The sequence below is a fragment of the Segatella copri genome (genome assembly GCF_002224675.1).
GTDB classification, from domain to species: Bacteria; Bacteroidota; Bacteroidia; order Bacteroidales; family Bacteroidaceae; genus Prevotella; species Prevotella copri_U.
Genome location: NZ_NMPZ01000001.1, coordinates 16,743 through 30,557, shown reverse-complemented (window position 1 = coordinate 30,557; position 13,815 = coordinate 16,743). Strand labels below are relative to the sequence as shown.

The 13,815-nt window shown below is 50.0% G+C and carries 9 protein-coding genes and 1 tRNA gene; 6 read left to right on the top strand and 4 right to left on the bottom strand.

What is annotated here, in order from left to right:
* Nucleotides 1-2: 2 nt before the first annotated feature.
* Nucleotides 3-1,358: a Na(+)-translocating NADH-quinone reductase subunit A gene (locus CFT61_RS00105; RefSeq protein WP_089542476.1), complete on the bottom strand. Its 1,356-nt coding sequence runs from the start codon at nucleotides 1,356-1,358 to the stop codon at nucleotides 3-5.
* A 190-nt stretch (nucleotides 1,359-1,548) separates the two neighbouring features.
* On the opposite strand from CFT61_RS00105, the gene CFT61_RS00100 reads away from it, so the two are divergent.
* Nucleotides 1,549-5,946: a translocation/assembly module TamB domain-containing protein gene (locus CFT61_RS00100; protein ID WP_367379326.1), complete on the top strand. Its 4,398-nt coding sequence runs from the start codon at nucleotides 1,549-1,551 to the stop codon at nucleotides 5,944-5,946.
* A gap of 228 nt (nucleotides 5,947-6,174) precedes the next feature.
* Nucleotides 6,175-6,263, top strand: a tRNA-Ser gene (locus tag CFT61_RS00095).
* 112 nt (nucleotides 6,264-6,375) lie between these two features.
* Here the strand turns inward: CFT61_RS00095 and trxB are convergent.
* From trxB to CFT61_RS00080, 3 genes are read right to left on the bottom strand one after another with little or no spacing between them, the layout of a single operon-like run.
* Nucleotides 6,376-7,308, bottom strand: coding sequence for a thioredoxin-disulfide reductase (gene trxB / locus CFT61_RS00090; RefSeq protein WP_089542475.1), 933 nt, complete (start codon nucleotides 7,306-7,308; stop codon nucleotides 6,376-6,378).
* A gap of 49 nt (nucleotides 7,309-7,357) precedes the next feature.
* Entirely contained in the window at nucleotides 7,358-7,942 is a 585-nt protein-coding gene (locus CFT61_RS00085; protein ID WP_089542474.1) for a 7-carboxy-7-deazaguanine synthase QueE, read from the bottom strand.
* A gap of 30 nt (nucleotides 7,943-7,972) precedes the next feature.
* The gene (locus CFT61_RS00080; protein WP_089542795.1) at nucleotides 7,973-8,338 is read right to left on the bottom strand and encodes a 6-pyruvoyl trahydropterin synthase family protein; all 366 of its coding nucleotides are present in this window, start codon (nucleotides 8,336-8,338) and stop codon (nucleotides 7,973-7,975) included.
* A gap of 214 nt (nucleotides 8,339-8,552) precedes the next feature.
* Here CFT61_RS00080 and CFT61_RS00075 point away from each other — a divergent pair, with 214 nt between their 5' ends.
* From CFT61_RS00075 to CFT61_RS00060, 4 genes are all read left to right on the top strand, one after another.
* Complete coding sequence (locus tag CFT61_RS00075; protein WP_089542473.1) at nucleotides 8,553-9,653, top strand: AAA family ATPase; 1,101 nt, start codon at nucleotides 8,553-8,555, stop codon at nucleotides 9,651-9,653.
* A gap of 39 nt (nucleotides 9,654-9,692) precedes the next feature.
* Entirely contained in the window at nucleotides 9,693-10,436 is a 744-nt protein-coding gene (gene kdsB / locus CFT61_RS00070; protein ID WP_089542472.1) for a 3-deoxy-manno-octulosonate cytidylyltransferase, read from the top strand.
* Between the two features lie 103 nt (nucleotides 10,437-10,539).
* Nucleotides 10,540-11,907, top strand: coding sequence for a tRNA lysidine(34) synthetase TilS (gene tilS, locus CFT61_RS00065; protein WP_089542471.1), 1,368 nt, complete (start codon nucleotides 10,540-10,542; stop codon nucleotides 11,905-11,907).
* 90 nt (nucleotides 11,908-11,997) lie between these two features.
* Nucleotides 11,998-13,716 carry a GH25 family lysozyme gene (locus CFT61_RS00060; protein ID WP_254918796.1) on the top strand — a complete coding sequence of 573 codons (1,719 nt, stop codon included), beginning with the start codon at nucleotides 11,998-12,000 and terminating at the stop codon, nucleotides 13,714-13,716.
* The last annotated feature ends 99 nt before the right edge of the window (nucleotides 13,717-13,815 follow it).

The following is a 13,815-nucleotide window of genomic DNA, read 5'->3' as shown; positions in this document are numbered from 1 at the left end:
AACTAAGCATTCTCCTTGCGCAGGGTGTTCAAGCCCTCACGTACAATCTTCTGCAGTTCGAGCTTAGAGCTATCCACGAACTCAGCTACCGCAAAGTCCTCAGGACTAACCTCATAGATACCGAGCTGCTCCTGCTTGTCGATATCGCCTGCAATGATTGCCTTGATGAGATACTCACCGAAGATGTCCATAGGGAGAACCTGGTCGTACTCGCCGCTCATAATCATGTGGCGCTCGCCACCCTTGATGCGGGCATCGAGATTGTACTCCTTCTTCTTACCAAAGAGCCAGGAGAGATAGGAACGCGAGGTAGAGAACTGGTTGGTGCGTGGAAGAATCCAGCCCAGCATCTCGTCGCAGTCGTCACCCTCTGGGATGGCAGTGATTTCTGAGGTGTGTCCACCTACGTAATCTGCCATGGTGGTCTTGGTACCGGTCAATGGGTTGCCATTGATCAGGCGCACGTGTGCGGTAGCCTTCAGCTGTGCTTCAACGAAAGCTGTCAATGGAGTACCTACCAACACGTTAGCGTAACCGGTCTGCTTCATCTCGCTACCAGCTACAGCCACCTTCTTGTGGAGATCAACCTTACCTGTAAGGAAGAGGCGACCGAAGAAGATTACCGATGCAGGATCTACAGTCCAAACCACTTCGCCCTTGTTTACAGGGTCGATGTTGTTCACCTGTACACCTACATTACCAGCAGGACAAGGACCATCAAACACATTGAGTTCCACGTTCTTAGCCTCGCCGAGCGCATTGCTGTGCTGCTCAACTCCAACGCCAAGATAAGTTTTCGCAATCTTGCTCAAGGCTGTCAAACCTGCCTGGAAAGCTTCCTCATTGCCAGCGAGTTCTACCTCGAAATCGGCAGCGAGCGGCATGTCGCGGAGGGCAGAAACGAAGATTGCCTTAGGAGTGGTATCCGGTGTGGTGGATACAGCATAAGGCAACTGGTTGATGTAACCGAACAATCCAGCCTCGAGCAACGCCTGCTTCACGGCTGCACCATCCAACGACTCAACGTTTTTCTTACCAAAATCCGTAGAGGTCTGCTCAGCGTCTGCCTTCACCTTGATGCAAAGCACCTTGCGACGCTCCCCTCGCTCAATGGCGGTAACCTGACCGCTCACTGGTGAGGCAAACTTCACCTCTGGGCAAGCCTTGTTCACAAACAAGGCATCTCCGGCATTGACATGGTCGCCCTCGCGTACTACTACCTTAGGAGTAACACCCACGAAGGCTGCAGGTACGAGTGCATACTCGCTAGCCTGTACCACAGGGATGGCTACATCCTTGGAAGCCTTACCCGTAAGGTTAATGTCCAAGCCTTTACGTAACTTAATTACATTTGCCATAACTACATTAAAAATATTATATTTAAAACTGATTTTCTGGTTTTATTTTGTGAAAACATTCAAATTATGCTGCAAAAATAGCAAAAAAAGTAAGACGAGGAAGAAAAATCACTAAATTATTTGATAATGTAACAAAAAAGCAGTAAATTTGTGCCTAAATTTCAATACAGATTCAGATTGCAAGCGTGTTTTGACAAACACAGATTGCAAATTAACGATAAAAAATCATAAGACTCTGAAACGATTTAAACATATCATCAGCTGTATCATCTGGACTATCTTCGCCCTTTATGTGATACTCATCGTACTGTTGCACCTGCCACCAGTACAGACCTTCCTCGGCTCTACCATAGCCACCGCCCTCGCCCAGAAATTCGGAACAGAAGTGAGCGTGGGAAAAATCAACCTGGGTTTCTTCAACCGAATCATCATCGATGATGTGAGAATGCTCGACCAGAAAGGCGACAGCATGATCTATGCTTCACGACTCTCGGCAAAGGTTGACCTGCTGCCGCTGAAAGACGGAAAAATCTCGGTTTCATCGGCACAGCTCTTCGGGCTGAGAGCCAACATCTACAGGCAGAATGCCAAGAGCGACATGAACATCCAGTTCATGCTCGATTCGCTCGCCTCGAAGGATACCACCCAGCACAAGCCACTCGACCTGCGCATCGGAAGCGTCATCATCCGCCACGGATCCATCGCCTACAACCAGCGCGACATCGCATCGGCTGCGGGGGTATTCTCATCTCAGCACATCGGCATCAGCAATCTCTCGGCACACATCGCCTTGCATCATCTCACAGATAATGATATTCATCTATCCATCAAGAAGATAGCCTTCACCGATAAATCAGGACTTCAAGTAAAGAATCTGCGATTCAAGGTGAATGCAGACAAGCATCAGGCGCGCCTGAGCGACTTCGAGCTGGAACTGCCGAAGAGCCACCTGCTGCTGGAAGACCTCATCGCCACCTACCGCACAAACGAGAAGGGAAAGATCATCAGCGAAACGCTGCAGTTTGAGGGCGGCATCAAGCCATCGCTCATCACCCTGTCGGATGTGGCTTGCTTCGCTCCTATCCTCAGAAAATGGAACGATGCCCTCTACATCGACACCCACTTCTCGGGTACCAGTACATCGGCACGCATCCACCAGCTCCACTTCAAGACCCAGAGCGGAAGCATCCTGCTCAAGGCGAATGCCAAGGCGAGCGACTGGAACCGAAAGCTGCACTGGCTCGCCAACATAGAGACCCTGAAGGTTTCTGACGAGGGCGTGGAGCAGATAGCCGCCAACCTGGGCAGCAAAGTGAAGATTCCGAAAGAGGTGCTCCGGCTGGGCAACATATATTATAAAGGTGTAATCAGCGGAAAAGGCAAGAGCCAGATAGGAACCAAGGGCGTACTGCGCACCGACGCAGGAAACGTGGAGATAGACGCCCACCAGAACGGCAAGCAGCTCTACGCCAAGGTGGATACCAAGGGCATCAACCTGGGCAAGATTCTCGACAATGCCAAGCTGGGCATCATCGCCGCACACATCACCGCACAGGGCACCAAGGAACATCTTGTGGCAAAGGGCGAGATTCCGCTGTTCGACTTCAACAACTACCGATTCAGCAACATCAGGCTGGACGGCAGCTACAACAAGGGACTCATCGACGGACTCGCGTCCATCGCCGACCCGAATATCAACCTGCAGGTGGCGGGCAAGTACTCCATCCCGAAGAAGCAGTATGAAGCCCAGCTCAACCTGGCGCATCTGCAACCTACCGTACTGGGCGTGAAGATGGCAGACAACACCTACACCCTGAACGACATCAGGGTGAGCGCCAAGAACCAGGGAGCAGACAGCTATCTGGACCTGGAAGCACCATTCGCCAACATCCACGTAAAGGGACAGTACGACTACGGCACCCTGGTTCAGACCATGACCAACATGCTGGCAAGCAAGCTGCCTACCCTACCTGGCATCGGCAAGACCAGCGACAAGGCAAGAAACAACTTCAGCATAGAGGCAGAAATAGCCTCTACCGAAATACTGCAGAGAATGCTGGGCGTGCCGCTCGACATTCAGCAGCCGGTGGTGATAGACGGAAACATCTCCGACCTCGACCGCTCGGTAAACCTCACGGCACAGTTGCCTGCCTTCAGCTACAACGGCAGCGAGTACAGCGGCGGAGCCCTGCAGATGAACACCGAGGGCGATACGCTGAAGGTGGATGCGCGCATCAAGACGGGAGCGGCGGGCAGCACAAGCCCTACCCTGCACGTGAAGGCAGCGGCAGCCGACAACACCCTGATGGCATCACTGGGTTACAACAACCACTCCAAGAGCCTGCCTATCCACGGGGCGCTGAATGCCGAGGCGCAGTTCTACAAGAATACGGACAACGTATCTACCGCCCACGTAGATATCAAGCCATCGCTCATCCATATCGGAGAAAAGCCTTGGAAGGTGCACCCGGCTGACATCACTTACAGCAAGAACCACCTGGAGATAGAAAACTTCGAGGTAAGCCACGGCGACCAGCATGTGGCGGTGAACGGACTCGCCACCCCGAACAAGGAAGACTCCATCGTGGCGCAGCTGAAGGATGTGGATGTGGAGTATATCCTGAACCTCGTGAACTTCCACTCGGTGGATTTCTCAGGCAAGGCTTCAGGCAAGGCGATCGTGAAGAGCATCTTCAATGACCCTGACGCCTACGCCAAGCTCGACATCAAGGACTTCGAGTTCGAACACGGTCCGATGGGAATACTTCATGCCAACGTAAACTTCAACAAGGAACTGAGCCAGATTGACATCAACGCCGTGGCAGACGAGGGCGAGGAGCACCAGACGCTCATAGACGGATATGTATCGCCGAAGCGAAACTACATAGACCTGGGCATCGAGGCGCAGGGCACGAACATGAAATTCATGGAGAGCTTCTGCGGCAGTTTCATGGACAACATCCAGGCAAGAGCGAAAGGAAAGGTGAATCTGGTGGGCGACCTGAGCGACATCAACCTGGTGGGCGACCTCTACGCCACCGGCAAGATGCACATGAAGCAGCTGGGCACCGAGTACAGTTTCAAGAACCTGCACGCCCACGCCATTCCGGATGACATCCTGCTGAACAATGATACCATCTTCGACCGCAACCACAACATGGCACTCGTAAGCGGCGGTATCCATCACCAGCACCTCACCCGACTGAGCTACGACCTCACCCTGAAGGCGCACAACTTCCTGGGCTACGACACCCATGAGTTTGGCGACAACACCTTCTACGGTACCGTCTATGCCACCGGCGAGGTGGGCATCCACGGCAAGAGCGGCGAAACCATCATCGACATCGATGCAGAACCGGGACCTGGCAGCATCTTCGTATATAACGTGGCGAGCCCCGATGCCATCAGCGACAAGAGTTTCATCCACTGGCACGACATCGCTCCGGAGCTGACCGACAGTCTGAAGCAGCAGCAGAAAGATGCAGACGACGACATCGACTTCTCGTCAGACATGCGCATCAACTTCCTGGTGAATGCCACTCCTAACCTGACGCTGAAGCTGATGATGGACCCTCAGAGCGGCGACTACATCACGCTGAACGGTAATGGCGTACTAAGAGCCAACTGGTTTAACAAGGGATCCTTCGACATGTTCGGCAACTATGTGGTGGACCACGGAGTGTATAAGCTCACGATACAGAATGTAATCAAGAAAGACTTCGAGTTCATGCCGGGCGGAACCATCGCCTTCGGTGGTAATCCATACAATGCCCCACTGAATCTGCAGGCGAAATATACGGTGAACGGTGTTCCGCTGAGCGACCTGAGCATCGGCCGTTCGTTCAGCAGCAACAACATCCGAGTAGATTGCCTGATGAACATCACGGGCACCCCTCAATCGCCGAGCGTAGATTTCACAATGGACCTGCCAACGGTGAACTCGGATGCCAAGCAGATGATCTACTCAATCATCAATTCTCAGGAAGAGATGAACCAGCAGGTGCTCTATCTGCTCGCCATCGGACGATTCTATGCGCAGACCAAGAACAACCAGAGCAGCGAGGATGCCGACCAGCAGAGTCAGACATCACTGGCGATGCAGAGTTTCCTGAGCGGAACGATTTCGCAGCAGCTCAACACCGTATTATCGAATGTGGTAAAGAGCAACAACTGGAATTTCGGTGCCAACATCTCTACGGGCGATGAAGGCTTCAACAATGCAGAGTACGAAGGAATCCTGAGCGGAAGGCTGCTCAACAATCGCCTGCTGTTCAATGGTCAGTTTGGCTATCGCGATAACGCGAATGCCACGCAGAGTTTCATCGGCGACTTCGATCTCCGTTATCTCATCTTCCCGAACGGCAATCTCGCCGTGCGTATGTATAATCAGACCAACGACCGCTATTTCACCAGAAACAGCCTCAACACGCAAGGTCTCGGTCTAATTATGAAAAAGGATTTCAACGGCTGGCGCGACCTCTTCGGAATCAAGAAAAAGAAGAAAGTGGTGAAGAAGAAGAAAGTGGTGAAGAAGAAAAGCGAGAGCGTTCGACCTATAAACAACGGGGGATTTGTAATCCCCCAATAAAAGTAAAAGCATACTCCTTTGCTGCGGATTGCAAATCCGCAGAGCCTAAATAGGTTAGGACATTTTTAACGCCGGATTTCAAATCCGGCGGGACGCCTGGCGGGGACGCGGGGCAAATATTTACGTTGGAGGCTTGAGGGTTAATTTAGTTAAAATTTTCGTTCAATATTTTGTCGGTTCATCAAAAAGCAGTACTTTTGCATCGTCGTTGAAACAATATCAGACAAAGGAAGATTGGCAGAGTGACCGAATGCGCTGGACTCGAAATCCGGTATACCCTCTTCCGGGTATCGGGGGTTTGAATCCCTCATCTTCCGCGAAACTTTTCTCCATACAAAAAAAATCCGCAGAGAGTTATACTAAACTCCTGCGGATTTGTTTTTATCTAACTTTTAGATTTGTTTTATCTAACTTTTATAAGTTCTGTGATTACAACTGCTGCAAATATCTGTCTGCCTCGATAGCAGCCTTGGCACCAGAGCCGGCTGCAACAATGCCCTGACGATAAACCGGGTCGGCAACATCGCCGGCAGCAAAGATGCCAGGAAGATTGGTGCTCGCAGTACCAGGAACCACCTTGATGAATCCCTGCTCATCCAAATCGATGAAATCCTTGAAGAGATCCGTGTTAGGCTTATGGCCGATAGCCAGGAAGAAACCATCGATGGCAATATCAAACTTCTCCTCGTTGGACTCACCCATGTGGCGAACCAGATGAGCGCCCTCTACTCCATTCTCTCCAAACAAGCCGAGCGTATTGGTCTCGAAAAGAATCTCGATGTTCTCCTTCTCCTTCACACGCTTCTGCATGATTTCAGAAGCACGGAGATAAGGCTTGCGCACAATCATATACACCTTCTTGGCAAGACCAGAGAGATACATCGCCTCCTCGCAGGCAGTATCACCACCACCCACTACGGCAACCGTACGCTTGCGGTAGAAGAAACCATCGCAGGTAGCACAGGCAGAAACGCCCTGTCCACGATATTTCTCCTCATCAGCCAGACCGAGGTACTTGGCAGAAGCACCAGTAGCGATAATCACGGTATCAGCCTCTATCTCGTTGCCACGCTCATCGGTAAGATGATAAGGGCGGGAAGAGAAATCCACCTTGGAAATGCTTCCGTCGCGCAGATCCGCACCGAAGCGGGCAGCCTGCTCCTTCATGTCCATCATCATCTGGGTGCCATCCACGCCATTAGGATAACCAGGAAAGTTCTCTACTTCCGTGGTGATGGTAAGCTGGCCGCCTGGCTGCATACCAGAATACAATACAGGATTGAGACCAGCTCTACCTGCATAAATGGCAGCTGTATATCCCGCAGGACCGCTACCTATAATCAAAGTCTTTACTTTTTCCATTATATTATTATTGTTGTTTTATTATGATTTTGTGATGATCTTACAAGCTTTATCGGATACCCACAATCTTATGCATCTGGAGTGAAAGCTGCCATTCCGGATGCCGCTTCACATAGTCGATGCAGCCGGAGAGGATAAAGCGGTTGCGGGCATCATTGCCCACATCGCAAGGCTGCAGATACTGACAGGTGGCTTCCAATCCATAATTGCTTACTTCGTGGGCGCCGTCAAAGACCAGTTTCAGCTCATCCACCTTCTTCAAGGCAAGTTCGCCGCCCTCCGTGAAGTCCAACTTGGGCGAACAGGTAATCCAGTCGATGCCCTCAGGAACCATATGGGTGCCGTTGGTTTCCATCGAAAGATAATATCCCTTCTGATGCAGGAGATGGATGAGTTCCGCATCCACCTGCAGGGTTGGTTCGCCACCGGTAAGAACGATGAAGCGGCAATCGCCGCCCTTCTCCTGGCACGCAGCCAGGATGTCCTCGGCGCTCATCTCCTTATATCCCTTGAAATCGGTATCACAGAAAGGACATTTCAGATTGCAGCCGCTCATACGAACAAACACGGCTGGCCTGCCCGACCATCTTCCTTCTCCCTGAAGGGAATAGAATATCTCGTTAACTTTATACATTTTTCCTAATATTAATTACCAGCTCCGATTTTAAGGAACCAGATGCTCGATTCCTCTGATTTTCTCTTCGTCAACCACCACGGCAGTATTGCCGAAGCTCTCCTGCACCGTAGCCTTATAGCACTCCGGGAAGAGATCCACGAGCCATCTTCCGATATTCTCGGCGGTAGGATTGAAATCAAACACCTCGTTGAGATTGGCGTGATCCATCTTGCCATGCACCGCTTTCTTGACATGGGTAAAATCTATCACCATGCCATCCTGGTTCAACTCTCTGCCCACAAAGAAGAGTTCAATCTGCCAGTTGTGACCATGCAGACTGCTGCACTTACTCTCGTAACTGAGGGTAAGCGAATGGGCTGCTGATATTTCTAATTTCTTTGAAATGAAGTAAATCATCTGTTATTTCTTGTCTTATTTCTTGTCGTTTAACTTTGCAAAGATACATTAATTCATTTAGAATACAAAATAAAACCGAAAGTTTTTTTCTTTCTTAAAGAATTTATTGCTATCTTTGCACCCATAAAAGGAATGAGGGCGCTTGACGCATCCCATGACGCATCTGATAATAACAAAAAAGACGCATCTGATAATAACAAAAAATAAGATAATGAATACAATTAAGAAAATTGTACTTACAGGTGGTCCTTGCGCAGGTAAAACCACTGCGCTGGTAAAAATAATCGACCACTTCTCTGGCCTTGGATACAAGGTGTTTACGATTCCTGAGGTTCCTACCATGTTCACCCAGGCAGGTATGAACTATCTCACCAAAAACGAGAAGTTCTTCTTCGAGGGAGAAAAAGCTACCTTCCTGACTCAAATTGGACTGGAAGACAGTTTCACCAAAATGGCGGAAACCATCGACAAGCCCGTCATCATCGTCTGCGACCGTGGCACGATGGATATCTCCACCTATCTGACAGAAGACTTCTGGAACCGCATCATCTCCGAGCAGGGATACACCAACACCCAGTTGCGTGAACGCTACGATGCCGTACTGCATCTGGTTTCTGCCGCAGATGGCGCTGAACAATTCTATACCACAGCCAACAATGCCCAGCGAGTGGAAAAGGCTGACGAAAAGGGATTGCAGATAGCCAGGGAACTGGACAAGAGAATCGTTTCCGCCTGGAAGGGCCACCCACATCTGAGAGTAATCAACAACCACGAGGACTTCAACAACAAGCTGAACCGTGTGCTCAAGGAGATCAGCAATGTGCTGGGAATTCCACAACCTATCGAGGAGGAAAGAAAGTATATCGTGAAACTGACCGGCGAAGTTCCTAATGCCATTGACAGCGATATCGTTCAGACCTATCTTTCGGGAGAACCAGGCAGCGAGATCCGTCTCCGTCGCCGCGGATTCGAAGGTGGCAAGTACGTATATGTTCACACCACCAAGAAGCGCGTAGCCGACAACGAACAGATTGAGACCGAGCGACAAATCAGCGCCAATCTCTACGAGAATATGCTGCAGCAGGCAGACCCTTACCGTGCTACCATCCGCAAGCACCGCAAGAGCTTTATCTGGAAAGGTCAGTACTTCGAGCTGGATTCATTCTCAGAGCCAGTAAAAGACCTGATGATCCTGGAAACCAAAGGCATCGCAAAACGCGAGAGCGTGAAGTTCCCTCCTTTCATCCAGGTGCTCGAAGACATCACCGGCAATACACATTATTACAATTACAACATCGCTCTGAAGCGATAAACAGAAACATCTCTCAAGAGAATAAACAAAAAGAAGCTTATGAAATTTATCGGTATTATTCCAGCAAGATACGCTTCAACGCGTTTCCCTGGCAAGCCTCTTGCCATGCTTGGTGGCAAGCCTGTTATTCAGCATGTATATGAAAAGGTGGCTGCTGTTTTAGAAGAAGCATACGTGGCTACTGACGACGAGCGCATTTTCAATGCCGTGGAAGCTTTTGGCGGTAAGGCGGTAATGACCCGTACTGACCACAAGAGCGGAACCGACCGCATAGAGGAGGCCATCGAGAAGATAGGCGGCGACTGGGATGTCATCGTCAACGTACAGGGCGATGAACCTTTCGTGGCAAAAAGCCAGCTGGAAACCATCTGCCATTGCTTCGATGACCCAACTACCCAGATTGCTACCTTGGGCAAGGCTTTCACATCTATGGAGGCGGTACAGAATCCAAACAGTCCGAAAATCGCAGTCAGCAACCAGGGCTTCGCTCTCTACTTCTCCCGCAGCGTCATCCCATACGTACGTGGCAAGGAACGCGAGGAGTGGCTCCAGCATTTCCCTTACCTCAAGCATCTGGGCATCTACGCCTATCGCAAGGAAGTGCTCAGAGAGGTAACCCAGCTGCCACAAAGCTCTCTCGAAATAGCAGAAAGCCTGGAACAGCTGCGCTGGTTGCAGAACGGATACAAGATCAAGGTGGGAACCACAGACGTTGAGACCGTGGGAATCGATACCCCGGAAGATCTCCAACGCGCTGAGGAGTTTCTGAAAGAAGGACATTAAAAGAAACTTAAAGGTTAGATTTTCAAGGCAGGTGGAATAAATTACAGCAAAGAAAGATTCAGAAGACGAAGATTCAGAAGATGAAGATTCAGGAATATAGAATATGAACAAGATAGAAACGATAGTCAGAAACTATATCGTGCGCCACGGAATGTGGAAGCACGACGGTTCTTATATTGTTGCCCTCTCGGGAGGAGCAGACAGTGTGGCTCTGCTCCTGATTCTCAAGAACCTGGGGATTCCCATCCATGCAGCCCACTGCAACTTCCACCTGCGTGGCGAAGAAAGCGAGCGCGACGAACAGTTCTGCGTAGATCTCTGCGAGCGTGAAGGCATCTGCCTGCATCGCATCCACTTCGATACCCTCACCTATGCCGAAAAGCACAAGGTGAGTATCGAGATGGCTGCCAGGGATCTGCGCTACCGCTATTTCGCTCAACTCGCCCGAGACATTGAAGCCGACGGCATCTGCGTGGCACATCACAGAGATGACAACGTGGAAACGCTCCTTCTCAATCTGCTGAGAGGTTCGGGGGTGGATGGACTCGCTGCCATTGCTCCCAAAAACGGAAACATCCTTCGCCCCCTACTCTGCATCAGCCGCCAGGACATTCTGGACTATCTCGCAGAAAAGGGACAAGACTACGTCACCGACTCCACCAACCTGGAAGATGATGCCCTGCGCAACAAGATCCGCCATCACGTGATTCCACTGTTGGAAACGCTGAACCCTGCAGCCAGGGAGAACATCGCCCAATCGGCCAGATACCTCCGACAGGCTAAGATGATGCTCGATGATGCTGTGGGCGTACCATCGCAGCCCGATGATTCCAGCAATACCATAACCATCGGCAAGCAGCTTGTGATGCAGGCGGCAAGTCCGGAGTTCATGCTCCATCAGCTCATCGGCAGCTATGGTTTTCATGGTGATACCATCGACGGCATCATAGAAAGTATGAACAGCCAGGACGGAGGCATAGGCAAGATTTGGAAAAGCAACGAATACATACTTTGCATCGACCGCGAAAAGCTGCTTATCACATCTCAGAAAGAAATGGATAACCTGCAGAAAGAAAGAGCCTTCCGTCTTCCGGAAGAAGGGAATTACAGTCTTGCCGGAAACACGAGAATCAGAATCCGCCGCTACCCTCGCACAGCCGACTTTACGCCAAGCAAGGAAAGCCGCCGCATCACCCTGGATGCCAATCAGGTAAGTTTCCCGCTCACTTATCGACTCACCCAACAGGGCGACAGATTCAAACCTTTCGGCATGAAGGGAACGAAGCTGGTAAGCGACTATCTGACAGACCGCAAGCGAAACTATATGGAGAAAATAAGCCAACATGTACTGACCGACAAGGCAGGCGAAATCATCTGGCTCATCGGAGAAAGAACATCAGACCACTGCAGAATCACCCCCGACACCCAATCCATCCTGGAGATAGAACTGGAGGTAAATCCAGAAGTCTGATAAAACAACAGATAAAACAAGAACTATAGATAATAGAAATATAGATATATAGATAAGGGAGAGAAAAGAAATATAGGAGGAATTGAAACAATGACAAACAACAGAAAGAAAGGCATCAGAATAGCTGGTGCCCTATTTATCATTCTACTTTGCGCCCTGGGATATTGGACCTACCGCTGTCTGAATCCCACAAGAGAACAGGTGCAGGCAGCCAAAGCCAGAATAGAAGCCTACAGCTGCTACGAAATAAGAAGAAACGGCAAAACCATGCTGCGATTCGACGAAGATACCACCACACTGGCAGCAACCTTCATGAACCGCTGGGCACTCGTTCCTTCATGCCAGGGACGACTCGCAGCATCCAACAATACCGACATCACCCGAAACCGCTATCAGGGACTCGATGCAGACAGTGTGCTAGTAGAGAAAGTGGATTCACTCGACAGTCTCTACAAGGATTCGAAATGGAAAGAAAGTGAGCTGGCATACTATATCCACTCCCACAGCGTAATGGATCTGGGATACAACCGAATCTGTGCCTTCGAAAACCGCGAGAAGGTGTTGAGAGATTCTGCCAAGAAGATGCTCGACTCGCTGCATCATATCCAGGGTAAAACACCTTCAGACAAGACAGACCAGAAAGACGGCAAACTGGTATTGGTACACCTTATTAAATATAAGGCATTCTACACAGATGAAAACGGCAAGACCCGAAGCGAAGACTGCAAGCTCATCCAGACGAATGCAGATGAAAGAAAAGACAGACAGTACTGCCACCTCTTTCAGCTGGCATCAGAAACAACCCCTGACGGCATCTACGGCATCGCACCCCGCACAGCCATCGGAATCGTAAACCTGCAGGGAGCCACCCACCGAGACACCATCAACTATGAACAGCGACATGACTCACTGGGTTATTTCTCAGGCAGCTACGACAGTCTCTACCAGGCAGAAGGCTACGGCACCTGGATGGGGCACGACGGTTCCTACTACGAAGGAGAATGGAAGAATGGAGAAAGAAACGGATGGGGATTCAGCATCTCACCCAAGAAGCCTCTGAGAGTGGGCGAATGGAAGAAAGACAGATACAAGGGAGAGCGACTGATATATAACTCGCAGCGCATCTACGGCATCGACATCTCCAAATACCAACACATCAAAGGCAGAAAGCGATATCAGATAAACTGGAAGAGACTGCGTATCACGCATCTGGGAAACATCAGCAGAAAAACCGTAGCAGGCAACGTAAACTACCCGATCCGCTTCATCTACATCAAGAGCACAGAGGGTAAATCAATAGTGAATCCTTACTATAAGAAAGACTATAGTGCAGCTCGCGCACATGGCTATAAAGTAGGCACTTACCACTTCTTCAGCACCAGAACACCAGCCGTTGTTCAGGCAAATCATTTCCTCAGACACAGCTGCATCAGGAGAGGAGATTTCCCGCCGGTTCTCGACCTGGAGCCATCGCATAGCCAGATCAGCAAGATGGGAGGTCCGGGCGTTCTCTTCGCAAGAGTAAGAACCTGGTTAAGACTGGTGGAAAGAGCCACGGGCGTAAAACCTATCCTCTACATCAGTCAGATCTTCGTAAACCGCTATCTGCCTGCAGCACCCGATCTGAAGCACAACTATAAAATATGGATTGCCCGCTATGGCGAATACAAGCCAGACATCCACCTGGTATATTGGCAGCTATGCCCGGATGGCCGTGTGGCAGGCATCCACGGAGCCGTAGATATCAATGTATTCAATGGCTATCAAGACGCATTCACAAAATTCTCTCAAAATGAGGTAGTTAGATAAAATTTCGAAAAAACAAGTATTTTTAGTTAAATTATGTTGTAGAAAAATACAACCTATCACATTTTTTACTAACTTTGTGGAGTTTAGTAACAAAATTTG